Source organism: Bacillus sp. GZB (genome assembly GCF_001975995.1).
Taxonomy (GTDB): domain Bacteria; phylum Bacillota; class Bacilli; order Bacillales; family Bacillaceae; genus Bacillus; species Bacillus velezensis.
On the sequence record NZ_MTQG01000017.1, the window covers coordinates 827419 to 850881 of the forward strand.

At 45.1% G+C, this 23463-nt stretch carries 30 protein-coding genes and 1 pseudogene; 20 read left to right on the plus strand and 11 right to left on the minus strand.

The features are described from left to right. Positions 1-2 precede the first annotated feature (2 nt). The gene (locus tag BXO87_RS15175) at positions 3-185 is read left to right on the plus strand and encodes a zinc-finger domain-containing protein (RefSeq protein ID WP_003153581.1); all 183 of its coding nucleotides are present in this window, start codon (positions 3-5) and stop codon (positions 183-185) included. A gap of 26 nt (positions 186-211) precedes the next feature. Here the strand turns inward: BXO87_RS15175 and BXO87_RS15180 are convergent, their stop codons facing one another. Then, positions 212-469, minus strand: a complete 258-nt coding sequence (locus BXO87_RS15180) for a DUF2564 family protein (RefSeq protein ID WP_007409519.1) — start codon at positions 467-469, stop codon at positions 212-214. Positions 470-630: 161 nt separating this feature from the next. On the opposite strand from BXO87_RS15180, the gene BXO87_RS15185 reads away from it, so the two are divergent. Continuing rightward, positions 631-813 (plus strand): hypothetical protein, encoded by a 183-nt coding sequence (locus BXO87_RS15185; RefSeq protein ID WP_003153585.1) that lies wholly within the window; start codon positions 631-633, stop codon positions 811-813. 53 nt (positions 814-866) lie between these two features. Here the strand turns inward: BXO87_RS15185 and cspD are convergent, their stop codons facing one another. The 4 genes and pseudogenes from cspD to metA form a co-directional block, all read right to left on the minus strand. Then, positions 867-1067: a cold-shock protein CspD gene (gene cspD / locus BXO87_RS15190; RefSeq protein WP_003230776.1), complete on the minus strand. Its 201-nt coding sequence runs from the start codon at positions 1065-1067 to the stop codon at positions 867-869. 15 nt (positions 1068-1082) lie between these two features. Next, a pseudogene (locus BXO87_RS20595) lies at positions 1083-1194 on the minus strand (hypothetical protein); the annotation flags it as partial. A gap of 94 nt (positions 1195-1288) precedes the next feature. Further along, on the minus strand, positions 1289-2431 hold the full coding sequence (locus BXO87_RS15195) for a diglucosyl diacylglycerol synthase (protein ID WP_038458849.1): 1143 nt from the start codon (positions 2429-2431) through the stop codon (positions 1289-1291). A gap of 224 nt (positions 2432-2655) precedes the next feature. Beyond that, entirely contained in the window at positions 2656-3561 is a 906-nt protein-coding gene (gene metA, locus BXO87_RS15200) for a homoserine O-acetyltransferase MetA (RefSeq protein WP_003153608.1), read from the minus strand. A gap of 283 nt (positions 3562-3844) precedes the next feature. Between metA and BXO87_RS15205 the strand changes: the two genes are divergently transcribed. The 10 genes from BXO87_RS15205 (at position 3845) to BXO87_RS15250 (ending at position 12295) form a co-directional block, all read left to right on the plus strand. Then, positions 3845-4327, plus strand: coding sequence for a glutathione peroxidase (locus tag BXO87_RS15205; RefSeq protein WP_038458847.1), 483 nt, complete (start codon positions 3845-3847; stop codon positions 4325-4327). Positions 4328-4338: 11 nt separating this feature from the next. Continuing rightward, positions 4339-4947, plus strand: a complete 609-nt coding sequence (locus BXO87_RS15210) for an HD domain-containing protein (RefSeq protein WP_038458845.1) — start codon at positions 4339-4341, stop codon at positions 4945-4947. Between the two features lie 68 nt (positions 4948-5015). Next, a complete protein-coding gene (locus BXO87_RS15215; RefSeq protein ID WP_076851386.1) occupies positions 5016-6149 on the plus strand; it encodes a conserved virulence factor C family protein in 1134 nt (377 codons plus the stop codon). Positions 6150-6401: 252 nt separating this feature from the next. Continuing rightward, the gene (gene ilvD, locus BXO87_RS15220) at positions 6402-8078 is read left to right on the plus strand and encodes a dihydroxy-acid dehydratase (RefSeq protein WP_038458839.1); all 1677 of its coding nucleotides are present in this window, start codon (positions 6402-6404) and stop codon (positions 8076-8078) included. An 81-nt stretch (positions 8079-8159) separates the two neighbouring features. Next, complete coding sequence (locus tag BXO87_RS15225; RefSeq protein WP_003153619.1) at positions 8160-8594, plus strand: BrxA/BrxB family bacilliredoxin; 435 nt, start codon at positions 8160-8162, stop codon at positions 8592-8594. Between the two features lie 39 nt (positions 8595-8633). Further along, positions 8634-9404 carry a class I SAM-dependent methyltransferase gene (locus tag BXO87_RS15230; protein ID WP_038458836.1) on the plus strand — a complete coding sequence of 257 codons (771 nt, stop codon included), beginning with the start codon at positions 8634-8636 and terminating at the stop codon, positions 9402-9404. Between the two features lie 262 nt (positions 9405-9666). After that, positions 9667-10275, plus strand: coding sequence for a YpjP family protein (locus BXO87_RS15235; protein ID WP_007409526.1), 609 nt, complete (start codon positions 9667-9669; stop codon positions 10273-10275). A gap of 99 nt (positions 10276-10374) precedes the next feature. Next, positions 10375-11169 carry a thymidylate synthase gene (locus BXO87_RS15240; RefSeq protein ID WP_003153622.1) on the plus strand — a complete coding sequence of 265 codons (795 nt, stop codon included), beginning with the start codon at positions 10375-10377 and terminating at the stop codon, positions 11167-11169. Next, positions 11166-11651 carry a dihydrofolate reductase gene (locus BXO87_RS15245; protein ID WP_038458833.1) on the plus strand — a complete coding sequence of 162 codons (486 nt, stop codon included), beginning with the start codon at positions 11166-11168 and terminating at the stop codon, positions 11649-11651. Before BXO87_RS15240 ends, BXO87_RS15245 begins: the two co-directional genes overlap by 4 nt. Before the next feature lie 20 nt (positions 11652-11671). Next, a complete protein-coding gene (locus BXO87_RS15250; protein WP_038458830.1) occupies positions 11672-12295 on the plus strand; it encodes a lysophospholipid acyltransferase family protein in 624 nt (207 codons plus the stop codon). A gap of 40 nt (positions 12296-12335) precedes the next feature. On the opposite strand, the gene trhA is transcribed toward BXO87_RS15250, so the two are convergent. Further along, positions 12336-12974 carry a PAQR family membrane homeostasis protein TrhA gene (gene trhA, locus BXO87_RS15255; RefSeq protein ID WP_007612091.1) on the minus strand — a complete coding sequence of 213 codons (639 nt, stop codon included), beginning with the start codon at positions 12972-12974 and terminating at the stop codon, positions 12336-12338. A gap of 16 nt (positions 12975-12990) precedes the next feature. Continuing rightward, on the minus strand, positions 12991-13983 hold the full coding sequence (locus tag BXO87_RS15260; RefSeq protein ID WP_038458827.1) for a sigma-54-dependent transcriptional regulator: 993 nt from the start codon (positions 13981-13983) through the stop codon (positions 12991-12993). 184 nt (positions 13984-14167) lie between these two features. Between BXO87_RS15260 and ilvA the strand changes: the two genes are divergently transcribed. The 5 genes from ilvA to BXO87_RS15285 all read left to right on the plus strand — a co-directional run bounded on the left by ilvA (position 14168) and on the right by BXO87_RS15285 (position 17866). Continuing rightward, a complete protein-coding gene (gene ilvA, locus BXO87_RS15265; protein ID WP_014418155.1) occupies positions 14168-15436 on the plus strand; it encodes a threonine ammonia-lyase IlvA in 1269 nt (422 codons plus the stop codon). A 92-nt stretch (positions 15437-15528) separates the two neighbouring features. Beyond that, positions 15529-15780, plus strand: a complete 252-nt coding sequence (locus tag BXO87_RS15270; RefSeq protein ID WP_007409532.1) for a DUF2535 family protein — start codon at positions 15529-15531, stop codon at positions 15778-15780. Between the two features lie 98 nt (positions 15781-15878). Continuing rightward, positions 15879-16460: an SCO family protein gene (locus BXO87_RS15275; protein ID WP_038458824.1), complete on the plus strand. Its 582-nt coding sequence runs from the start codon at positions 15879-15881 to the stop codon at positions 16458-16460. Between the two features lie 77 nt (positions 16461-16537). Continuing rightward, complete coding sequence (locus BXO87_RS15280) at positions 16538-17293, plus strand: SGNH/GDSL hydrolase family protein (RefSeq protein ID WP_003153635.1); 756 nt, start codon at positions 16538-16540, stop codon at positions 17291-17293. Positions 17294-17302: 9 nt separating this feature from the next. Beyond that, a complete protein-coding gene (locus BXO87_RS15285) occupies positions 17303-17866 on the plus strand; it encodes a YpmS family protein (protein WP_017417998.1) in 564 nt (187 codons plus the stop codon). Between the two features lie 50 nt (positions 17867-17916). On the opposite strand, the gene BXO87_RS15290 is transcribed toward BXO87_RS15285, so the two are convergent. Next, on the minus strand, positions 17917-18342 hold the full coding sequence (locus tag BXO87_RS15290) for a MarR family transcriptional regulator (protein WP_003153639.1): 426 nt from the start codon (positions 18340-18342) through the stop codon (positions 17917-17919). A 128-nt stretch (positions 18343-18470) separates the two neighbouring features. On the opposite strand from BXO87_RS15290, the gene msrA reads away from it, so the two are divergent. Next, a complete protein-coding gene (gene msrA, locus BXO87_RS15295; protein WP_003153641.1) occupies positions 18471-19004 on the plus strand; it encodes a peptide-methionine (S)-S-oxide reductase MsrA in 534 nt (177 codons plus the stop codon). Position 19005: 1 nt separating this feature from the next. Continuing rightward, the gene (gene msrB / locus BXO87_RS15300; protein WP_038458822.1) at positions 19006-19440 is read left to right on the plus strand and encodes a peptide-methionine (R)-S-oxide reductase MsrB; all 435 of its coding nucleotides are present in this window, start codon (positions 19006-19008) and stop codon (positions 19438-19440) included. Positions 19441-19480: 40 nt separating this feature from the next. On the opposite strand, the gene BXO87_RS15305 is transcribed toward msrB, so the two are convergent. Beyond that, a complete protein-coding gene (locus tag BXO87_RS15305) occupies positions 19481-20506 on the minus strand; it encodes an SDR family NAD(P)-dependent oxidoreductase (protein WP_038458816.1) in 1026 nt (341 codons plus the stop codon). 315 nt (positions 20507-20821) lie between these two features. Here BXO87_RS15305 and phyC point away from each other — a divergent pair, with 315 nt between their 5' ends. After that, positions 20822-21973, plus strand: coding sequence for a 3-phytase (gene phyC, locus BXO87_RS15310; RefSeq protein ID WP_038458813.1), 1152 nt, complete (start codon positions 20822-20824; stop codon positions 21971-21973). 49 nt (positions 21974-22022) lie between these two features. Here phyC and BXO87_RS15315 read toward each other — a convergent pair whose 3' ends face one another. Together BXO87_RS15315 and BXO87_RS15320 are read right to left on the minus strand one after the other, a co-directional pair. Beyond that, a complete protein-coding gene (locus BXO87_RS15315; RefSeq protein WP_032873360.1) occupies positions 22023-22979 on the minus strand; it encodes a CgeB family protein in 957 nt (318 codons plus the stop codon). Between the two features lie 6 nt (positions 22980-22985). Then, positions 22986-23417 carry a hypothetical protein gene (locus BXO87_RS15320; RefSeq protein ID WP_029326144.1) on the minus strand — a complete coding sequence of 144 codons (432 nt, stop codon included), beginning with the start codon at positions 23415-23417 and terminating at the stop codon, positions 22986-22988. Between the last annotated feature and the right edge of the window lie 46 nt (positions 23418-23463).

A 23463-nucleotide genomic window follows, 5' to 3' on the forward strand; every position in this document is an offset into this window, starting at 1 on the left:
TATTGGATAAAAAAAGCATTTATAAAGAATTGACAGAGCTTCAGGATGAATATTGCAAAGACTGTTTCGTAAAAAAGCATTTCCGCAAAGAGTTTGGAAAAACGCACGCTCATTCTTTCTGTATCAACCAATGCACGGTGGGGGAGAAGCTGAAAGCCTACGGCAAGGTGCTGACAAATCAATAAAAAATAAAACCGCAGCTTCTGCGGTTTTATTTTTCGAATTCATCAAGCTGATGCTGGCAATCGTCGAGAAGCATTCGCTGCTTTTGCAGAAAATCCTGGTCGAGAGCTTGCAGTTCACTGGATTGTGACATCGTTCTGGCATCCTGAATCGCCTGGTAAGCAGATTCCACCAAAGTTGAATTTTGGCCCCGGGTAGCCGCTCCCGTTGTTTTCTGGGCCGTTTCTACCGCTAATTCAAGCTGGCGTTTATCCGTCAGTCCGTTTGGAAAAAATTCAGAGTCCATTAAAAAACACCTCCGCAAATAGTTTGGAGATTTTTTTTTAGAAATATGTACGGAAAATAGAAAAAATATATAAAATGAGCCGATATAACTATTGAACCTGATTAATTAGGGCTTAATTACTATTATTCAGGGTATCTTGGGAGAGAAGGGAAAAACCAGCCGTGAATGATAATGATTTAAAAACAATCCTTCAGCAGACATTTAAAGAAATATACGGTGATTTGGGAAGTTTAGCGGAAATGGCGAAAAAAGGAATGCCGTCAATGGAGAAACAAATTGAAGAAATCGAGCAGCGCTGCAAGCAGAATCTTGTCGCAATTGAGATTCAGACGGCAATCAAATAGGAGAGGCATACGCCTCTCCTCTATTTGTGTCATCTGATCAACATGTATTGAGTTTAGAGTTTTACAACATTAGAAGCTTGAGGTCCACGATTACCTTCGACAATTTCAAAAGAAACTTCTTGTCCTTCTTCTAATGATTTGTATCCGTCTCCTTCGATAGCAGTGAAGTGAACAAATACGTCGTCTCCGCCTTCAACTTCGATGAAGCCGAATCCTTTTTCGTTATTGAACCATTTTACTTTACCGTTTTGCATATTGCTTAATTCCTCCTAGTACTGTAGCACCTTCGTGCTAAAAAAAATTTTGTCATCATTCAACCGTACGTATGTTTACGTTGTTAAATGATGGTTCAACTATACACCATATGGGAGCGGGCGTCAAGCGGCCGCTCTCTATTTTTCATCTTTATTTTTCCAGTGATAAAGCTTATCCGGAAAAAAACAAAAAGCACACGAATCGTCCGTGTGCTTTTCTCTTACGATAATGCCATATCCGCCTTTTCGGCCATCAGTTCAGATTCTTTTATAATGTCCTGCAAAATGACTTCAGAGGAGTTAGGGAGGTGAAGGCTTTTAATATTGTCCTTCATCCGGTTCAGCTTCTCCTCATCCGCGAGAAGGGAGGTGACAGACTCTAAAATTTCTTCGTGGCGGTTGACCACGACAGCCGCACCGCGATCTTCAAAGAAAATGGCATTTTCTTTTTCCTGTCCGGGAACCGGTTTGTACAAAATAACGGGTACTCCGATCGCAGTCGCTTCCGTCAGTGTGATGCCGCCCGGTTTCGTGATCATACAGTCCGTAATACGGAACAGCTCGTCAATTCTTTCTACATAGCCCAGGACTTTCAGCCGGTCGGCATTGTCACCTTCCAAGCTGCTGAGGGATTCTTTCAGCGAGCTGTTTTTGCCGCATACCACCACAACCTGCACCTGATCGTCATGAACGAGATTTTCGCACAGTTCTTTTACGTTTTTCAGCACACCATGCGCTCCCGCCATAATAAGAAGAACTTTTTTGTCGGGAGAGAGATTGTATTTTTTATAAATCGGCTCTTTCGGCATCGATTCCTCGAATTGAGGCCTGATGGGAATGCCCGTGATCTTTACGTAGTTCGGGTGAGTGCCGATTTCAATCAGTTTTTCCTTCACGTAATCTGTGGCGACATAATATTTATCAACATTTTCATGAACCCAGATTTTGTGAAGGCAGAAATCGGTCATAACGTTGAACGTCGGGATCACTTTTCCGGTTCTCCGTCTGTATTCCGGTACGACAATCATCGGAAATGTATTGATAATAATGTCCGGCTTATGCTCTTCGACGAGCTGGCCTAAACGTTTATTTCCCATTTTAAAATAAATATTGAATTTGCGTTTATTATAGATTTTGTCAACTCCGTAATAAAACAAACGATAAAACTGTTTCCCGATTGAGAAGCTTTTTAAATAAAGGTATTGAGTAACCTCTGAAACAATCGGATTTGACTCTTGATACAAATTGGAAACCGTCACATCTAAGCCGAGACGCAGACACTGTTCGTAGAGCGTTTTGGCCACTTGAACATGCCCGTTTCCGTAATTTGCAGTCAAAATTAATACTTTTTTATTGGTATTCAAGTAAATTCACCTCAATGTAATCAACAACAAGCAAGCTTCATGCATCGTAAGGAGTTATTGTCTATAGATAAACATAACACAAGTGCATCATTTTATAATAAGCGCGGCAACATATTTAAACTAAATTTAATTGATATGTTCCATTATTTTAAAGTTTTGTTATACGCATACTGAATCAAGAGTATTTTATCATATTTTTGTCACCGTATCACTCAAAACAAAAATTAATCCCATTCATACGGGGTTTCCTGATATACGTAATAATTCAGCCAATTCATAAACAATAACGTTGCATGAGCTTTCCAGCGGTTAACAGGTTCTTTCCCGCCGGGCGCAAAATAGTGCTTAGGAGCTTCTACGTTTGAAAGATTTCTCTCTATGTCTCTCTCATACTCCTGAAGTAGCGTATCGGTATCATATTCAGGATGACCCGTTAAGAAAATCTGTTTTTCGTCTTTTGAAACGATTAAACAGACCCCCGCTTCCTCTGAAACGCTGAGCACATCCAGATCCGAAGCCGATTGCAGCTGCTCCGTATTAATATCTGTATGCCGTGAGTGGGGCACATAGTATAGCTCGTCAAATCCTCTTACCAATCTCTCATGTTTTTTAAGAACGGTATGCTCAAACACACCGAAGATTTTTTTCGGCAGCTCCACTTTCTCAATGCCGTAATGATAGTATAAACCGGCTTGAGCGCCCCAGCAGATATGGAGGGTTGAAGTGACATTCGTTTTGCTCCATTCCATGATTTCCTTCAATTCTTCCCAGTAAGAAACATCTTCAAACGGCAGGTGCTCAATCGGAGCTCCGGTAATAATCATTCCGTCAAACCGTTTGTGGCGGATGCTGGAAAAATCCGTATAAAATTCATCCAGATGCTGCCTTGCCGTATTTTTTGGAGTATGTGTGCTCGGAATTAAGAACGTAAAGTGAACTTGTAAAGGTGAATTCCCAAGCATCCTGAGGAGCTGGGTTTCCGTTTGGATTTTTTTCGGCATCAGATTTAAAATCACGATCTTCTGCGGCCGGATATCCTGATGAAAAGCCCGGCTTTCATCCATTACAAAGATGTGTTCACTTTCAAGCACCTGCTTAGCGGGCAGGTGATTTGGTATATTAATAGGCAACATGCCACCTCCGTTATTCCCCGTTAATTTTCTTCATTATAGAAATTTTTAAGCGATTTTTCAATCCATCCCGGCGTAATAAACCGCATTTAACGCATAATGACAAGGATAAAAGCGGCAAATGGGCATAAATTCGGAGCGGCTCTTTATTATGACGGGTAAAGAGCCGTTTGGTTCCTCGAAAAAAACGTTTTCCGTTAAGTGGAAGGAAAAAGCGGTTTCCGTTTGTTTTGCAGTGTAAAACAGGTAAAATAAATGAAGAATGTAAATAGGAGGGCCGCAGATGACAATTTACGATATAAACGTACGGACCATAACAGGCAAAGACATGACGCTATCGGCTTACAGAGGCAAGGTGATGATCATTGTGAATACAGCAAGCAAATGCGGGTTCACATCCCAGCTCAAGCAGCTTCAGGAGCTCTATGATACATATCGGGAGGAAGGTCTTGAAATATTGGGATTTCCCTGCAACCAATTCATGAACCAAGAACCTGGAAACGAAGCTGAAATTCAAGAGTTCTGTGTGAAAAACTACGGAGTCACATTCCCGATGTTTGCGAAAGTTGATGTCAATGGAGCAGACGCTCATCCTCTCTTCACATATCTGACGGAACAGGCGAAGGGGATGCTCGGCACAAAAGCGGTCAAATGGAATTTCACTAAGTTTATCGTGGACCGAAACGGTGAAGTCACCGGGCGTTTTTCACCGAACGTCAACCCAAAAGAGCTTGAAGATACGGTGCAGAGGCTTTTGGCCCGATAAGAGGTGATACGGTGAACGAAAAAGAGCAGCTGGAAAGCGTCAGGAATTGGGTCAGAGAAAAGCTTATTAATGAACGGACGGGCCATGACTGGCTTCATATTTCCCGGGTCGCAACACTTTCTGTTTATATGGCAAAAGAAGAAGGCGCCGACTTATTTATCACTGAGACGGCCGCGCTGGTTCATGATCTGATTGACGCCAAGCTCGAAAAAAGCGAAAGGCTGACGGCAGGCGAAGTGACAGAACGGCTGGCTGCTTTCAACATCGAGGCTGGCTCCATTCAGGAGATCGCGGATATTATCACGAGAATGTCATTCAGACACAGGGAACTGCTGAAAAAGCGGCCGCTTTCATTGGAGGGGAAAGTTGTTCAGGATGCAGACATGCTTGATGCGATCGGCGCAGCGGGTATCGGCAGGGCTTTTATGTTTGCCGGCGCGAAGGGTCACCCGATGTACGGAACTCAAACAAGTGTGCTGGCCCATATAGAGGATAAATTAATCAAGCTTAAAGGCTTAATGAATACAAAAGCGGGGGCCGGTTTAGCAGAGGAGCGGCATCAATTTCTTTTGCAGTTCGCCGCCCGTATCCAAAAAGAGGCCGGCATTTGCAAAAGCTAAGCGGCGCAATAGAACGCTTGTGCCGACTATGTTAGAATAAGTGTCAGATTGCGCATAGGAGGACCAATATGAAGATTAAATCAATAGAACCGACGCCGAGTCCGAACACGATGAAAGTGATTTTGACTGAAGAGCTTCCGGCAAGGAAAAGCAACAATTACAAGCCCGATCAGGCAGATGATGCTCCGGCTGTCGTACGTGATATTTTAAACATTGAAGGAGTAAAGGGCGTTTATCACGTTGCCGATTTCCTGGCTGTGGAGAGAAACGCCCGTTTTGACTGGAAGGAAATTCTGCCTCAGGTCCGTTCCGCCTTCGGAATGGAACATACGGAGCAGTCTGAGAGCCGTTCTGAACAGGAATCGTTCGGTGAAGTGAAGGTTTTCGTACAAATGTTCAGCGGAATCCCGATGCAGGTCAAATTGACGGACGGCGAACGTGAAGAGCGCTTCGGCCTTCCGGAACGTTTCCAAGAAGCCATTTTAAAGCTGCGTTCCGAAGCTTCAAATGTCGTATTTGAGCGGGCCTGGAAAGAACAAGGCGTGCGCTTCGGGGATTTTACCGAAATCGGACACGATGTCACAGAAGAGCTTCAGGCCGCCTACAGTGATGAGCGGCTCAAACGTCTGACAGAAGCAGCCGCACAGCAAAAGGGTGAGGCCAAACCGGCAGTGCAGCGGAAAGCTTATAAAGTGACATTGGAGATGCTTGATGATGAAGACTGGAAACAGCGCTATGCCCATCTTGAGCAAATGGATCCGGATGAAGACGATTTACCAGTATTGGAAAAGGCGCTGCATGATCCGAAGACTTCGATCAGAAGACAAGCCGTCGTTTATTTGGGAATGATCGAAAAGCCGTCTGTGCTTCCGCTGTTATACAAAGCGCTTGAAGACAAAACGGTGACGGTCAGAAGGACGGCGGGTGACTGTCTATCGGATCTCGGCGATGCGAGCGCCATCCCGGCCATGATGAAATCGCTCAGTGACTCAAGTAAGCTAGTGCGCTGGCGCGCGGCCATGTTTTTATATGAAGTCGGCGATGAAAGCGCGCTGGAAGCATTAAAAGCAGCGGAAGACGATCAGGAATTCGAAGTCAGCCTGCAAGTCAAAATGGCGATTGAACGGATTGAGCACGGAGAAGAGGCGAAAGGTTCAGTCTGGAAACAGATGACTGAAAGCAGAAAAAAAGAACAGTTATAACAAAAAGGTGCGCCATGCACCTTTTTTATTTGAATTCACTTTTTATAAAAATTATTTAGAATATTGTTGAAAAATGATTCAAAACTCTATATAGTAAGTACAATATTAATTGTTGGAGGGTTTTTATCGAAATACAGAAAGAATAGAAAAGCGAGACAGGGCAAAGACACTGTAAAATTTGCAGAACACGCCCTAGAATAAACTGAAAATTTTAAAAATAATGCACAGTCTAAAAACAGTAGGGGGATCACCATGGCAGAATTACGCAGCAACATGATCACACAGGGAATTGACAGAGCGCCGCACCGCAGCCTTCTTCGCGCTGCCGGCGTAAAAGAAGAAGACTTCGGCAAACCGTTTATCGCGGTCTGTAATTCATACATCGATATCGTTCCCGGGCATGTTCACCTGCAGGAATTTGGAAAAATCGTAAAAGAAGCAATCAGGGAAGCGGGCGGTGTGCCTTTTGAATTTAACACGATCGGAGTAGATGACGGAATCGCGATGGGGCATATCGGTATGAGATATTCGCTGCCGAGCCGCGAAATCATTGCCGATTCAGTTGAAACGGTCGTCTCGGCTCACTGGTTTGACGGAATGGTCTGCATTCCGAACTGCGACAAAATTACGCCGGGAATGCTGATGGCGGCTATGCGGATTAATATTCCGACCATTTTTGTCAGCGGGGGGCCGATGGCAGCCGGCCGCACAAGCGACGGCCGCAAAATTTCGCTTTCTTCAGTATTTGAAGGCGTCGGCGCATATCAAGCCGGGAAAATCGGTGAAAGCGATCTGCAGGAGCTGGAACAGTTCGGCTGCCCGACGTGCGGATCTTGTTCGGGCATGTTTACGGCAAACTCCATGAACTGTCTGTCTGAAGCGCTCGGTCTGGCGCTTCCGGGCAACGGAACAATTCTAGCAACTTCACCGGAGAGAAGAGAGTTTGTGAGAAAATCAGCGGCCCAATTGATGGAGACCATCAAAAAAGACATTAAGCCGCGCGATATTGTCACCGAAAAAGCGATTGACAACGCATTTGCGTTAGACATGGCTCTCGGCGGCTCAACCAACACAGTGCTTCATACGCTTGCGCTTGCCAATGAAGCTGAGGTTGAGTACTCTTTAGAACGCATTAACGAAGTGGCTGAACGAGTGCCTCACATATCGAAATTGGCGCCGGCCTCGGACGTCTTCATTGAGGATCTGCACGAAGCGGGCGGAGTCTCGGCGGCCCTTAATGAATTGGCGAAAAAAGAAGGAGCGCTTCATCTTGACGCGCTGACTGTAACAGGCCGCACACTCGGAGAAACAATTGCGGGTCATGAAGTAAAGGATTATGACGTGATTCATCCGATTGACAATCCGTTTACCGAAAAAGGCGGTTTGGCCGTCCTATTTGGGAATCTGGCTCCGGACGGCGCCATTATCAAAACAGGCGGCGTACAGGACGGGATTACAAGACATGAAGGGCCCGCTGTCGTCTTTGATTCCCAGGAAGCCGCGCTTGAAGGCATTATAAACCGCAAAGTAAAAGAAGGAGATGTTGTCATTATCCGTTATGAAGGGCCAAAGGGCGGCCCGGGCATGCCGGAGATGCTCGCTCCGACGTCTCAAATTGTCGGAATGGGGCTTGGCCCGAAAGTGGCGCTTATTACAGACGGCCGTTTTTCAGGAGCGTCCCGCGGCCTTTCAATCGGGCACGTATCGCCTGAAGCGGCTGAAGGCGGCCCGCTCGCATTCGTAGAAAACGGCGACCATGTCATCGTTGACATAGAAAAACGGATTTTGGACGTACAAGTGCCTGAAGAAGAATGGGAAAAACGCAAGGCCGAATGGAAAGGCTTCGAGCCGAAAGTAAAAACAGGATATCTAGCCCGGTATTCCAAACTCGTAACAAGCGCCAATACAGGCGGAATCATGAAAATATAAAACAGAGGCCTGAACAATTGAATTCCGGCCCCCTCTATAGTATCCTTGACTTCATATAAGGATTTTAGAGGGGGCTTTTTTATGTCAATGGCTTATGAAGAATATATGCGCCAGCTGGTCGTGCCGATGCGCCGTGAGCTGACGGGTGCGGGTTTTCAGGAATTAACGACTGCTGAAGAAGTAGAAAGCTTTATGGAACAGGCAGAGGGCACGACATTGGTCGTTGTCAACTCCGTGTGCGGCTGTGCTGCCGGTCTTGCCCGTCCGGCTGCGACTCAGGCTGTTTTACAGCATGAAAAAGCGCCTGATCATACGGTTACCGTATTTGCCGGTCAAGATAAAGACGCAACTGCAAAAATGCGTGAATATTTTACGGGGCAGGAACCTTCCTCGCCTTCAATGGCGCTGTTAAAAGGGAAAGAGGTCGTTCATTTTATTCCCCGCCACGAAATCGAAGGGCATGACATGGAGGAAATTATGAAAAATCTGACGGATGCCTTCGATGCGCACTGCTGAAATGCCCGAATTCCGGGCATTTTCTTTTTGGAGAAAAAAATGATCACAACGAGTTACAGACCAAGCGAATATACGATACACACAGCGCAGTCACTCAGTGTCAAGCTGGGTGACACTTACTGCATCCGCAATAAACAGCCCATTGAAAAAATGCTGGAACGAGCGGCTGGCGATCTTTTAGTCATCGGAAAGGAACGGTTCGAACTTTACACGAAGCAAGGGGAGAAGTTCTTTTTTCACCCGAATACAGCGATGTTCCGCGCAAAGCGGTTTTTGAGAGGGGAAGCCGAGCCGTTGTTAAAAGCAGCCGGATTACGCGAAGGGGATTCCTTTTTAGATTGTACGCTCGGCCTGGCATCCGATGCGATTTTGGCAAGCCTGGCAGTCGGAAAAAGCGGACAAGTCATCGGCCTGGAGAAAAACAAGCTTGTCTCATTGCTTGTAGAAACAGGACTTCAAACGTGGGAAACCGGAATGGAGCAGCTCCAAACCGCCATGAAACGCATTCAGGTCAAACATGCCGACTGCGCCGATTATTTGCGGGAGCTTCCTGATTCATCGGTAGATGTCATTTATTTTGACCCGATGTTTCACGAACCTGTTGAAACGTCAGACGGCATTGCACCGCTCCGCGCGCTGGCAGAAGAGGGTTTTAACGAAGAGTGCATCACGCAAGCCGTCCGGGCGGCGAAAAAATGCGTAGTGCTTAAAGACCATTGGAAAAGCCCGCGGTTTGAACGATACGGCTTCAAGGTGCTGAAAAGAAAGACGGCGCTTTTCCACTTTGGTGTTATCCATGTGAGCTCATGATATCATGGGCTTCTTTTTCGTTAATCAGTGATTTCCATAACGACAAAATATAGCAGCGTGAGAAGTGATACAGTCGCAAATAAAGCGTTAATCATCTCATCCCCTCCTTTTTCTCCTTCTTATTGTAAGCGGTTTATCCGCTCGGTCACAGTTACCAATTTCCCATATTGCATGATAATACGCTGCCGGACATGACGCCGCGCTTTCATCTATGCTAAAATAAAGGAAAAGAGGACAATAAAACAGAGGGGAACAATCTGTCATGAAATTGTGGATGAAAAAGACCCTTGTGGTTCTGTTTACCATTGTAACGTTCGGACTCGTGTCTCCTCCGGCTGCTTTGATGACAGACAAGCCTTCAGGACAGTCGAGCAGTCTTGAGCAGAATGATTACACCGCTTTTTATGATGAACACGCCCTGCCGGGAGAAGAGAAGGCAGGGCGGGAGCCTGAATTACTGTTTCAATCGTATCAGCAGCAGCTTCTCGGTGATGCTGAAAATCAATCATTTTTAAAATTCGGCAGCAAAATCTCTCCGGTCATTGAAGATGATTACAGAAGTGAAATTCTGCCGAAAATCGAAGATGTGATCACAGGACATTTGGCCAAGTTTCAAGATGATGAAGCGTATCAGGATGTGGTTATTTCCAGCAAACCGTCGGCCGGAAAAACTGAAAAAATTTTTCATGTGTATAACAGGCTGACGGGTGAAGATCTTTTAAGGTTCCACGTCCGCCGGGATCATCCTCCGCAAGACGGCTACTGGTTTAATTTTCATTACCATACCGCTGAAGACGGATTTCAATCACATCATGAGCTCGGCAGCATTTACTGGGACCGCAATACGCCGCCTGACTGGATGAGCGTGTAATAGCGAGAAGAAATAAAAGAATCATTTCTGAGAAATTTTGCAGAAATGATTTTTTATTGTGTTACACTACTAAAAGACTACTTTAAAAGGATGAAAAAAATGAAACAATATAAAGATTTGTGCCGTCATGTGTTAGAAAACGGAGAAAAAAAAGGAGACCGTACGGGAACGGGTACGATCAGCACGTTCGGCTACCAAATGCGGTTTAACCTTCAGGAAGGTTTCCCGATGCTTACGACGAAAAAGCTCCATTTTAAGTCCATCGCGCATGAGCTGCTTTGGTTTTTAAAAGGAGATACGAATGTCCGCTACCTTCAGGAAAACGGAGTCCGCATCTGGAACGAATGGGCGGATGAAAACGGAGAACTCGGACCGGTTTACGGTTCTCAATGGCGTTCATGGCGCGGAGCGGACGGCGAGACCATTGATCAAATCTCCCGGCTGATTCACGACATCAAGACAAACCCGAATTCCAGACGTTTAATCGTCAGCGCCTGGAATGTCGGCGAAATTGATCATATGGCGCTTCCGCCTTGCCACTGCCTGTTTCAGTTTTATGTCGCGGACGGAAAACTGTCGTGCCAGCTTTATCAGCGCTCAGCGGATGTCTTTCTCGGCGTGCCGTTTAATATTGCGTCTTATGCGCTTTTAACAATGATGATCGCGCATGTGACGGGGCTTGAACCGGGTGAGTTTGTTCATACATTCGGAGACGTCCACATTTACCAAAACCATGTGGAGCAGGTGAATTTGCAGCTGACAAGGGATGTCCGTCCGCTGCCGAAACTGCGGTTTGCGCGAAATGTTGATTCTATTTTTGATTTTACGTTTGAAGACTTTATCATTGAGGATTATGACCCGCATCCGCACATAAAAGGAGCTGTCAGCGTATGATTTCGTTTATTTTTGCGATGGATGAAAACCGGCTGATCGGAAAAGATAACGATCTGCCTTGGCACCTTCCTGATGACCTCGCATATTTCAAAAAAGTGACAACGGGTCACACCATTGTAATGGGGCGGAAAACGTTTGAATCAATCGGACGCCCGCTTCCGAATCGGCGTAACATCGTTGTAACCTCACGGGACGAATCTTTATTCCCGGGCTGTATTACCGCCGACTCAGCTGAGGAAGTGCTCAAGCTGATCCCGGCGGATGAAGAATGCTTTGTGATCGGCGGCGCCCAGCTGTACAATGCGCTCTTTCCTTATGCGGACAGACTCTACATGACAAAAATTCACCATGTCTTTGAAGGAGACCGTTTTTTTCCGGAATTTAATGAAGCTGAATGGGAATTGACATCCCGCAAACAGGGAGTAAAAGATGAAAAAAACCCTTACGATTATGAGTACCTTGTATACGAGAAAAAGAATTGATTTAAGCAGGGGGATAAGAATTGATTCGTTACGGCTGCCTTGTGATGTACGTTGTATTTATGTTCATGAAAAATATTCAGGAATATATCAATCAAAAAGAGCTTGACCCGCGGCTTTCTTTTCAAAAACAGATGAGGCTGGTATATGAGCGGCCGAAAGCCTTTATGAGAGGCTGCATTGACGTATCGGGATCGGCAATCGGCATTCATCATGATCAGCCGATCCCGGACGGCCCCGTATTGTATGTGCATCCCAGATTGCGCCCGGCTGAACTTCTGCTGCTTGCGGGACATCTTGAAGAGCCGGCTGGTTTTATCGCTGGCGAGAAAGCTTTCCGGATGCCGTTTCTCGGAAATTGGCTGCGGCTGATGGGTGTCATTTGTGACGGAGACAGCCGGGACGCCGTGTTTCAGGAGGCGGAAGTCCGTCTGCAAAAAGGACAAAGTCTGATTCTGTCTGAAGACGGCAAAATCAACCCGGAGGAACTGGCACTTCGTTTCGATCTCCCGATTGTGCCCGTCAGCACTTCGGGAACAGACCGGCTGCTGCGGGGCAGATTACTGAAACGGCTGAAACCGGCTGACATTGAATTACATATAAAGCCCGCTTATTATCCGGCCGGTCAGAAACGGCTCCGTGCATAAAAAAAGCACAGTCTCTATAGAGAGGCTGTGCTTTTTTATTTCAGATAAAGGGAACTTTGACGCAATAAAACAAAATACAGAAAAACATCGAGGCGCTGCCGCCTAAAACAAAACTGTGCCAAATGGCGTGATGATACGGAACCTTTCTCCAAATATAAAATATTGTGCCGGCGGAATACAATAAGCCGCCGAAAAGAAGAAGGCCGAAACCGGGGCCTGACAGCGAAGCGTACAGCGGTTTAATGGCGACGATGATCAGCCAGCCCATCAATAAATAGACAAGCGTTGAAAAAATGATAAACCGCTTCACGAAAAAGATTTTAAACACGATGCCTCCGATGGCAAGCGACCAAACAATAATTAAAAGGGTCAGACCGAGCGCCCCTTTAAGGGGTCCTAATAAAAATGGCGTATATGTTCCGGCTATTAATACGTATATCGCGGAATGATCCACAATTTCAAGAATGTCTTTCGTTTTTTTATGCTGAATGCTGTGCAAAAGAGTCGAGCTGAGATACAGCAGCAGCATTGAAGCGCCAAAGATTGAAAAGCTGACGATGTCTGTCGGCGAGCCGTATTTCACCGCGAAGATAATGAGAAAAATAAGCGCCGGAATCGACAGCAATACACCGATTCCGTGTGTGACGGCATTTGCGATTTCTTCTTTTATTGTGAACAATCAAATGTCCTCCTTTTTAAAGGATTTGTTTTTGCAGTGACTGCAAAAAGCTCAACCCTTCTAATGTAATTTTTGTTCCTGCGCGTCCTCGGCCTTTTGTCACATAGTTCATCTTTTCTAAGTAATCAAGCCTGTTTCTGACCTGCTGGGGCGATAATGTCATTGTGCTGTTTTCGCTTAATTCGGATATGCTCCGTCTGCTGGCGGGTTCGCCTTTTGTATTTAAGTCTTTAATTGATTCCAAAATAAACAAAAACTCTTCTTTCTCCATCAATGTCAGCCGTTTTTCTTTTTTCTTAGCTGTTTTCGCTTTCTGGCTGTTTTTGATATACAGCGGGACATCATCGGGATAAATCGTGCTGCCGGATGCTGCCGCGGCCATATAGCACGCCGCATTTTGAAGTTCTCTGATGTTGCCGTTAAAGGTGTGCCGCTCAAACAGCGGATAAACGGACGGATCGATATGAACATGCTGCCCCGTGGCTGTCAGCATATGCTGCAAAAGAAGCGGTATATCGCTTTTTCGTTCAGATAAAGCAGGGAGCGGAAGGCATAACACGTGAAGCCTGTAAAATAAATCTTGGCTGAACGTATTTTCTGCGCCGGTATCGCCAAGATCCGCCGTGCTGCTTGCAATGATGCGGGCGGAAATCCCGGCGTCCAGCTCGGAAAGAAGGCGGGTCTGTACCGAGAGCGGCATGTCTCCGATTTCATATAAGAATAATGTTCCGCGGCGGGCCCTGTTTAATGCACCTTCAGCGCTGAACAGTTCATATTCGAGCCGATCTTCGTTTTGGCTGCAGTGAACGGTAATAAATAGTTCGCTGTTTCTGCGGGATTTATGATGGATCGCTCTGGCCATTTGTTTTTTTCCGGTTCCGACTTCACCTGTTATGAAGACCGGCAAATCAGATAAGGCAAATTGCGAGGCCAACCGTTTCGCTTCTAAAAAGGTTTGATGTTCGCCGGCCAGCTGATAAAAAGGATCAGTTTGTTCAATTACACTCATAAATTGGCTCCTTTTGGTTCTAATTGGTTTAAGTATAACACGTTTGTGCGATCGAAAATATCTTTTTCTCTTGTATCGGTTCATTTATTTTTATTTACAAAATTAAAATAATTATCTTATTGTTTGAATATTCATGTTATAATGGCATATTAAATAGGGATTTAAATAAGAAAGGACTCTGTAAATGAAACCGTTGCTTAAAGAAGACTCTCTCATCCAGGTAAAAGACATTTTAAAAGCGCACCAAAATGTAAAGGACGTTGTGATCCATACGCCTTTGCAGAGGAATGACAGACTTTCTGAGAGGTATGGCTGCAATATCTATTTGAAAAGGGAAGACCTGCAGGTGGTCAGATCATTTAAGCTCAGAGGGGCTTATAATAAAATGAGGCAGCTCTCAAAAGAGCAGACTGAAAACGGAATTGTATGCGCAAGTGCGGGAAACCATGCGCAGGGGGTTGCGTTTTCATGCAAACACCTCGGCATTCACGGCAAGATTTTTATGCCGTCAACCACACCGAGACAGAAAGTATCCCAAGTGGAACTGTTCGGAAAAGAATTTGTTGAAATCATATTGACGGGTGACACTTTCGATGATGCGTATAAGAGTTCTGCGGAATGCTGTGAAAAAGAAAACCGCACGTTTATTCATCCGTTTGACGATCCCGATGTCATGGCCGGACAGGGAACGGCTGCCATCGAAATTTTAAATGACATTGACGTTGAACCGCATTTTCTTTTTGCAAGCGTAGGGGGAGGAGGACTCCTGTCCGGACTCGGCACGTACATGAAAAACATCTCGCCGGATACAAAAATCATAGCGGTAGAGCCGAAGGGCGCAGCCTCCTATTTTGAATCGAAAAAAGCCGGACAAGTGGTTGAACTTGAGAAAATTGATAAATTTGTCGATGGGGCGGCCGTAAAAAAAATCGGCGCCGAAACCTTTCAAACGCTCGAAACCGTCGTCGATGACGTTGTGCTTGTCCCGGAAGGAAAAGTGTGCAGCACGATTCTCGAATTATATAATCAATGCGCCATCGTAGCGGAGCCGGCGGGTGCATTGTCCGTGTCAGCACTTGATCTGTACAAGGAAGAGATTAAAGGGAAAAACGTCATCTGCGTGGTCAGCGGAGGGAATAACGACATCGGCAGAATGCAGGAGATGAAGGAACGCTCCATGATTTACGAGGGGCTGCAGCATTATTTTATCGTTAATTTCCCGCAAAGGGCGGGAGCGCTTCGTGAATACCTTGATGAAGTGCTCGGGCCTGATGATGACATCACCCGGTTTGAATACACGAAAAAAAATAACAAAAGCAGCGGCCCCGCATTGGTCGGCATTGAGCTCAAGCATCGGGAAGATTACGGCGCGCTCATTGCCCGGATGAATCAAAAAGGATTTCATTACGTAGAGGTGAATAAAGATCAGGATCTGTTTCACCTGTTAATCTGACTTTTTTTAGAACGGCCGCGCAAAATGACAGACACGCTTTCTAAGATTGTATATAATAAAAAGAAAACAATCGAAAAAGAAGGATTGATATCTTGTTACTCAAAAGCCTAGAGTTCAAACGACAGGACGGGATTCAGGTAAAAGTGACAGAAATACCGGTTGTCACGGAAGGTGAACATTATTTTTTTCAAATTCATCAGCACCTTGAGCTTTATTTGAGAGAGGTTTTTGCTTCACAAAGTGTGAGAACAGTGTATTCATTCCGACAATATGTCAAGCGCCGTATGAAGTGGAAAGATTACGAGGCCGTTTTCAACCAAGAGATTTTAAAACATAACGCATAACGGTGCATATTCCTTAGCGCCTTCCTTTTGATAGGGGAGGGTGCGGGAATTTTTTTTTGATGAATCCTGTAAGCGTTTTATCCATGGGGGGAATGGAAATGAAAAAAATGAAAATCTTCGCTGCCGTCTTTTGTTTGCTGCTCTTGTGCGCCTGCGGGGGGAAAACGATAAAAGACCCGCTGAACTATCAGATTGAGCCGTTTTCATATCAGAACCAAGACGGAAAAACAGTGTCACTGAAAAGCCTGAAGGGGCATGTCTGGATTGCCGACTTTATGTTTACAAATTGTAATACAGTCTGTCCGCCGATGACGGCCCACATGACCGAACTGCAAAAAAAACTGAAGGCTGAGAACCTGGACGTGCGGATTGTGTCGTTCAGTGTAGATCCTGAAAATGATAAGCCGAAACAGCTGAAAGCATTTGCTTCCAAATATCCGCTTTCGCTTCGCAACTGGGATTTTCTGACCGGTTACAGCCAAAAGGACATTGAAGATTTTGCGCTGAACAGCTTTAAAGCAATCGTCAAAAAGCCGGAGGGAGAGGACCAGGTCATACATCAAACTTCTTTTTATTTAGTCGGACCTGACGGCAAGGTGCTTAAAGATTATGACGGCGTGCAGAAAGTTCCGTATGCTGACATCCTCTCAGATGTCAGAGCGGCTGAGGAGCTCAAGTAAACTGGCAGATTAGACATTTTCAAAACTGAAAAAACATGTTACACTTTCCACTAGTAGACGGGGAAGGAGCAACCAGATTGAAGCTGCGAATGTTCTCATTGATCGCCGGACTGGCTTTGCTTTTATCAGCATGTTCTGTCCAGCGCACCGGTTCTGACGCTGAAGAACCGAAAACGAAAGATCATATTGTCATAGCTGCGGTCGGTGATTCATTGACTGAAGGAGTGGGAGATCCTGACGGTTCAGGATACGTCGGCAGGGCAGCGGAGTCCCTTAAGAAAAAGGGACATGTGAAAACGGTAGATATTAAAAATTATGCGGTGCAGGGCGACAAAACGTCGGACCTGCTGGAAAAGCTTGATAATAAAAAAGTTCAGAAATCATTAAAGAGCGCCGACTATATCTTTTTTACCATCGGCGGCAATGACTTAATGAAGGTGCTCCGCCAGAATATGATGCAGCTGACGGTTCAGCCGTTCCAAAAGGAAGAGAAACCTTTTGAAAAACGATTCAAGGCGATCGTTTCAAAAATCCGCAAATATAATGAAAACGCAGAGCTGGTGTATGTCAGCATGTATAATCCATTCACGTTTACGCTGCCTGAATTAAAAGAAATTAATGGGGTTGTGACGGATTGGAACAAGATCGCCGCAAAAGAGCTGGAAAAAGATCCCCACGCCGCCGCGGTGAATGTTGAAGACTTGTTCAGTCAAAAAAGCGGCAGCAGACGGATTTCAAAGGATGATGATTTTCATCCGAACGCAAAAGGATATGCACTCATCGCCGATCGATTATACGGCATCATTGAAAAACAAGGGTTACCAGCAGAATAGGGTGAAATGATGAAAAAGTGGAAATCGCTGTTTTTTGTTCTTCTCGCACTCAATGTGATTGCCGCCGCGGTAATTGTGACATTATTGGTTATGCCGGGAGAGCAGGCGAAAATACAAGATCAGACAAAAAGTGAGTACGGCTTTCATATCACAAGCTCTAAAGAATCTCTTGCCAGGTTTGTGAATGCGTACTTAAAAGAGAAGGCATCGAATCAGCTTGACTACAAAGTGGACATCAATAACGATGTGCACGTGGCAGGTAAAATCAAAGCATTCTCAACCTCCATTAACGCGGTCGTCACATTTGAACCGTCCGTACAGGAGAACGGAGATGTGATTTTGAAAGTGACGAAGTTTTCATTAGGCGAATTAAGCCTGCCGATCAGCTTTGTGCTGAATTATATGGACAGCTTTTATGAACTCCCGTCATTTGTGCACGTTCATTCCGGGGATAAAAGCATCGAGATCCGTCTGTCAGAAATGCCTTTAGACAACGGCATGTATGTAAAAGCGGATAAAATCAATCTCGACACGGATGAAATTGAATTTTCCTATTATCATCCGAAACAATAAGTCTTCATAAAAAAAACACAGATCCTTTCAGGGATTTGTGTTTTTTCGTGTCAGCGCTTTTTGTCTAGCTTGCTGAACAGTTTGATTAACGTTGCAAGCTCTTCATCAGAGTAGCAGTCAAACCGTTTAAAAAAGTATTCTGTTTTTTTCTGGTTGAAATGATCGACAATTTTCTCCCCGGCTTCCGTAATATGGATTCTGATAATTCGCCTGTCCTCTTTAGAACGGATGCGGGTGATCCATTCCTTTTCTACTAAAGCGTCGGTCACTGCGGTAATGTGGCTTGCGGAGACCTCAAGAATAGGGGCGAATTCCGTTACTTTTTTAGGCCCTTGTTCACTGAGAATCCGCAAAATGGTGAATTCGTTCCTGGACAGCTCTTTATCTAGAATTTCATTAACTTCATTTCTGATTTGTTTAAACACTTTTCGAAGCAAAGCTTCCATATCATACATCATTTGTGTCCTTACTTTCAAATCATGAACCTCCAATATGTAGTCAGCGTGGCATTCGTTTAGCTTCCCCTGAAAGCAGAATTATTTTTATTCTGTTTATACATGCTATAATATAATAATACCACGTATGAACAAAGGAGGGCACCCGTATGTCAGAAAAAAAAGAAATCGCCACATTTGCAGGCGGCTGTTTTTGGTGCATGGTGAAGCCGTTTGACGAACAGCCCGGAATTGAAAAGGTGGTGTCCGGCTATACAGGAGGCCATACTGAGAATCCGACTTACGAAGAAGTGTGCAGTGAAACGACCGGACACAGAGAAGCCGTTCAAATCACATTTCAACCTGACATTTATCCGTATGAAAAGCTTGTCGAGCTGTTTTGGCAGCAGATCGACCCGACTGATGCAGGCGGCCAGTTTGCAGACCGCGGAAGTTCATATCGGGCGGCGATATATTACCATAATGATGAACAAAAACAAATCGCTGAAGCCTCAAAAAAACAGCTTGAAGAAAGCGGCATATTTAAAAAGCCGATCGTGACAGACATTTTAAAGGCTGAGCCTTTTTATGAAGCGGAAGGCTATCATCAGCACTTTTATAAGAAAAATCCTGATCACTACGGGCGCTACCGTGTAGGTTCCGGACGTCAAGGCTTTCTGGATGAGCATTGGAGGGACAGATAAGATGACTTTTAATAAAGAAGAAAAAATCAAATCATTAAACCGTATGCAATATGAAGTCACACAAAATAACGGAACGGAACCGCCGTTTCAAAATGAATTCTGGGATCACCAAGAAGAGGGGCTGTATGTTGATATCGTATCGGGAAAGCCCTTGTTTACTTCTCTGGATAAATTCGATTCTCATTGCGGCTGGCCCAGTTTTACAAAACCGATTGAGGAAGAAGAGGTTGACGAAAAACTGGACACAAGCCACGGGATGATCCGGACGGAAGTGAGAAGCAAAACAGCGGATTCCCACTTAGGCCACGTATTTAATGACGGCCCGGGGCCAAGCGGTCTCCGTTATTGCATTAACTCTGCGGCACTCCGGTTTATTCCGAAAGACAAGCTGAAGGAAGAGGGCTATGAAGCCTGCCTGCATTTATTTGAAAAATAGAGCTCAGCAATGAGGCCTGCCTATCAGACAGGCCTTTTTTCTATGTTTTTTTTTCTTCATGTAATCGTTCAATAATCTTTACGATTGTGTCTTTTGTGATGAGCGGCGCCTGATCGGATTGATATCTGGGGAGATTGACCTTCCGAAATTCCGGATGTTTGGCGGGGTCGGGCAATATCGCGTAAAGATTGCCCCATTCATATAAAGATTCCGTCTCATGGGGAGAGGTCAGTTCTTCATGAAGCTTCTCACCGGGACGTTTTCCCACTTCAACAGCGGCTGGCCGCGGCAGTCCATGCCGGAACGCATATTCTTCAAATCCGTGAAGCAGTTCTTTGAGCCTCAGGGACTCCATTTTAAAAATAAACGTTTCTCCGCCCTTTGTAATCGCCGCAGATTGCAGGGTGAGCGTTGCGGCATCATCAATCGACATAAAAAACCTCGTCATGTTTTTATCTGTAATGGTGAGCGGACCGCCTGCCATCAACTGCTCAAATAAAATAGGAATAACGGAACCGCGTGAACCTAGCACATTGCCGAAGCGGACCGAACAAAATACCGTACCGCGGTTTTGAACATGATGATTCGCCTGATGAAACAGCTTCTCGGACAACAGCTTCGTAGCTCCCATTGTGTTTACCGGGGAAACGGCTTTATCGGTACTGATATTAATCACATGTGTCACTTCTTGCAGCAAAGCGGCTTCTGCGACATTTTGTCCGCCGATAAGGTTGGTTTGAATGGCTTCAAAGGGATTATCCTCACATGTCGGAACCTGCTTCAGCGCAGCTGTGTGAAAGACAATATCAACACCTTTCATCACTTGGTTGACTCTTCTGTAGTCACGAACATCGCCGAGCACAAACGACAGTCTTTGTTCATCCGCGTATTTTTGTTTCATCACATATTGTTTGCTGTCATCTTTGCTGAACACAATGATTTCTTTAGGGGTTAAGAGCAAAAGGCGTTTTACAATTTGGCTTCCGATTGATCCTGTCCCGCCTGTGACGAGAACAGTTTTATCGTGAAAAAACGGTTGTAGCTCTACTGCTTGCTGTTTAGGCATGGCTTATCCTCCAACTCTCGTTTCTCTACCATGCATCATATGTTGAACAATTTCAGCGAGTTAATGAAAGAAACCAATAAATCAAAAATTAGAGAAAAACATTAATCTGATGTGCTTTCATATCTCTTTACCCGATTAATAGAATATAACTTACAAATAAAACAATGTACTAAATATTCATCGAGAATATTTGCTCACGTCAATTTTTTCTCTTCATAAATTCTCACATGCGGACAATCTTCACAAAAACTTAACACTGAACTTCCTGTATGTATTTTACAATTAAAGTGCACGTTCATAAAAGGAGGATGGAAAATGAATCATTCAAAAACACTTTTGTTAACCGCGGCAGCCGGATTGATGCTCACGTGCGGTGCGGTTTCTTCCCAGGCCAAGCATAAGCTGTCTGATCCTTATCATTTTACCGTGAATGCGGCGGCAGAAACGGAGCCGGTTGATACAGCCGGTGATGCAGCTGATGATCCTGCAATTTGGCTGGACTCCAAGAATCCTCAGAACAGCAAATTGATCACAACCAATAAAAAATCAGGCTTAGTCGTGTACAGCCTAGAGGGAAAGATGCTTCATTCCTATCCTACCGGGAAGCTGAACAATGTTGATATCCGCTATGATTTTCCGTTGAACGGAAAAAAAGTCGATATTGCGGCGGCATCCAATCGGTCTGAAGGAAAGAATACCATTGAGATTTACGCCATTGACGGGAAAAACGGCACATTACAAAGCATTACGGACCCAGACCGCCCGATTGCGTCAGCAATTGATGAAGTATACGGTTTCAGCTTGTACCACAGTCAAAAAACAGGAAAATATTACGCGATGGTGACTGGGAAAGAAGGCGAATTTGAACAATACGAATTAAATGCGGATAAAAATGGATACATATCCGGTAAAAAGGTAAGGGCGTTTAAAATGAATTCTCAGACAGAAGGGATGGCAGCAGACGATGAATACGGCAGTCTTTATATCGCAGAAGAAGATGAGGCCATCTGGAAGTTCAGCGCTGAGCCGGACGGCGGCAGTAACGGAACGGTGATCGATCGTGCCGACGGCAGGCATTTAACCCCTGATATTGAAGGACTGACGATTTACTACGCTGCTGACGGGAAAGGTTATTTGCTTGCATCAAGCCAGGGGAACAGCAGCTACGCGATTTATGAAAGACAGGGACAGAACAAATATGTTGCGGACTTTCAGATAACAGACGGGCCTGAAACAGACGGCACAAGCGATACAGACGGAATTGACGTTCTGGGTTTCGGGCTGGGGCCTGAATATCCGTTCGGCCTTTTTATCGCACAGGACGGAGAAAATATAGATCACGGCCAAAAGGCCAATCAAAATTTTAAAATGGTGCCATGGGAAAGAATCGCTGATAAAATCGGCTTTCACCCGCAGGTCAATAAACAGGTTGACCCGAGAAAACTGACTGACAGAAGCGGAAAATAAACATAAAAAAAGCAGCTTATCCAAGCTGCTTTTTGATGTGAAGAGCGTTTCATGAGAAAGTCTTGGAACGGATAGCCGAAAGCACAGCCGGCAGCCGGTCATACGTGTACGCTGGTACTGTCTCTTGGTAATTAAGCGCCGCGATTTGTTTACGTTCACCCGGGTTTGTCATATAAAATTGGATCTTATCCGCAAAATCTGCAAACCCGCTGTAAGAAACAAATGATGAAAACGGGGGCGCGGGAGAAAGGTCTGTCAGCTGAAAGGCCTGACAAGCCGCAATGTCTAAGCTTCTTGTATTTAAACTGATATTTTCGATGCCGCGTCCGTTCTGATTGAGCGCAAACCGATAAGAACGGTGAGGGTTTAAGACCACGTCTGCGCTGTTGTAATATAATGCGGCACGTTCGGGTGCAATCCATTCATCCATTACGAGCACATTTTGCTGCCTGGCGATTTTTTTAGGCAGATGTCTGCGCCATCCCTTCCCGATAATACGAAGCGTATACGGAAGCTTTGCCGCTGCTTTCACCAGTTCAACGCGGTTCGGATACGGGTATCCGATCAGAAGCAGATTTGTGTGAAGAGAGGCTTCAGCAGGTTGTTTCTTAAAAAGCCGCTGATTAACGGGGATCGGTACATAATATACGTGCTGTAAGCCCATTTGCCGATAAGCATCAAGCGCGTTTTGTTCTATCGTCAAAACGGCATCGGCGAAAGGGGCGATTGTCATGCTCACATCGAAATAAAAAGGATCCTCCGTCATCCATAGATAAACGGGAATCTGTTCTGTCTTCAGCCATTGAAGCCATTCAGACGGAATACGGTCTCCCGTCATCATCAGACTGATGTCTGGTTTGAATGCCCGTATACTGCGGATGGTATCTTCCTCAAACTCAGAAACAGAAAAAAAGCGGACGGAAGACTGTAAAAAGCCTTCCTCGATCCAGCGGTCAAAATACGTGTATATGCCTTTATATCCTGAACGGATATATAAAACGTTCATATGCTGTTACGAAGTGAACGTGACACTTTCAACTTTGTCGACGTCAAGCAATGTTGTAGCAGAGCCTGCCGGTGTAACGGAATTTTCCTGCGTAACAAAAACGATTCCGTGAATTTCGTCAAAGGCAACAAATTGAACCGGGCCGATCATGTCTCCTGAATCCATCACAATGCTGATGACAGTGCCGGGCTGGATTCTTGCAAAAATCCATCTCGCCGCTAATGAAATACCGCTTCCCAATACAGATTGTGCGCTGAGACTGTCTTTCGCCGCTGCTTCATCTACTTTTGCATCAATTGCCGATTCCAATAATTCTTTTACGCTGTTTTTCACGTTATCTCCTCCATCTGTGCCGCCAGATAAAGCGCTGTTGTCAAATACAGGGGCTAAAAGAGTTTTCAATAAGTTCTTTTTAAGCTCCAAACGATCCTCGCTCATGCGGACATACACCTCCTTTAACAATTTCAACCTCACGTTTATTCAT

What these genes read in the sequence shown, in the direction of transcription:
- BXO87_RS15180 (WP_007409519.1), bottom strand. Translation starts at nt 469, where the DNA reads ATGGACTCTGAATTTTTTCCAAACGGACTGACGGATAAACGCCAGCTT.
- cspD (WP_003230776.1), bottom strand. Translation starts at nt 1,067, where the DNA reads ATGCAAAACGGTAAAGTAAAATGGTTCAATAACGAAAAAGGATTCGGC.
- BXO87_RS15205 (WP_038458847.1), top strand. Translation starts at nt 3,845, where the DNA reads ATGACAATTTACGATATAAACGTACGGACCATAACAGGCAAAGACATG.
- BXO87_RS15215 (WP_076851386.1), top strand. Translation starts at nt 5,016, where the DNA reads ATGAAGATTAAATCAATAGAACCGACGCCGAGTCCGAACACGATGAAA.
- ilvD (WP_038458839.1), top strand. Translation starts at nt 6,402, where the DNA reads ATGGCAGAATTACGCAGCAACATGATCACACAGGGAATTGACAGAGCG.
- BXO87_RS15225 (WP_003153619.1), top strand. Translation starts at nt 8,160, where the DNA reads ATGTCAATGGCTTATGAAGAATATATGCGCCAGCTGGTCGTGCCGATG.
- BXO87_RS15230 (WP_038458836.1), top strand. Translation starts at nt 8,634, where the DNA reads ATGATCACAACGAGTTACAGACCAAGCGAATATACGATACACACAGCG.
- BXO87_RS15235 (WP_007409526.1), top strand. Translation starts at nt 9,667, where the DNA reads ATGAAATTGTGGATGAAAAAGACCCTTGTGGTTCTGTTTACCATTGTA.
- BXO87_RS15240 (WP_003153622.1), top strand. Translation starts at nt 10,375, where the DNA reads ATGAAACAATATAAAGATTTGTGCCGTCATGTGTTAGAAAACGGAGAA.
- BXO87_RS15245 (WP_038458833.1), top strand. Translation starts at nt 11,166, where the DNA reads ATGATTTCGTTTATTTTTGCGATGGATGAAAACCGGCTGATCGGAAAA.
- BXO87_RS15260 (WP_038458827.1), bottom strand. Translation starts at nt 13,983, where the DNA reads ATGAGTGTAATTGAACAAACTGATCCTTTTTATCAGCTGGCCGGCGAA.
- ilvA (WP_014418155.1), top strand. Translation starts at nt 14,168, where the DNA reads ATGAAACCGTTGCTTAAAGAAGACTCTCTCATCCAGGTAAAAGACATT.
- BXO87_RS15275 (WP_038458824.1), top strand. Translation starts at nt 15,879, where the DNA reads ATGAAAAAAATGAAAATCTTCGCTGCCGTCTTTTGTTTGCTGCTCTTG.
- BXO87_RS15285 (WP_017417998.1), top strand. Translation starts at nt 17,303, where the DNA reads ATGAAAAAGTGGAAATCGCTGTTTTTTGTTCTTCTCGCACTCAATGTG.
- msrA (WP_003153641.1), top strand. Translation starts at nt 18,471, where the DNA reads ATGTCAGAAAAAAAAGAAATCGCCACATTTGCAGGCGGCTGTTTTTGG.
- msrB (WP_038458822.1), top strand. Translation starts at nt 19,006, where the DNA reads ATGACTTTTAATAAAGAAGAAAAAATCAAATCATTAAACCGTATGCAA.
- BXO87_RS15305 (WP_038458816.1), bottom strand. Translation starts at nt 20,506, where the DNA reads ATGCCTAAACAGCAAGCAGTAGAGCTACAACCGTTTTTTCACGATAAA.
- phyC (WP_038458813.1), top strand. Translation starts at nt 20,822, where the DNA reads ATGAATCATTCAAAAACACTTTTGTTAACCGCGGCAGCCGGATTGATG.
- BXO87_RS15315 (WP_032873360.1), bottom strand. Translation starts at nt 22,979, where the DNA reads ATGAACGTTTTATATATCCGTTCAGGATATAAAGGCATATACACGTAT.
- BXO87_RS15320 (WP_029326144.1), bottom strand. Translation starts at nt 23,417, where the DNA reads ATGAGCGAGGATCGTTTGGAGCTTAAAAAGAACTTATTGAAAACTCTT.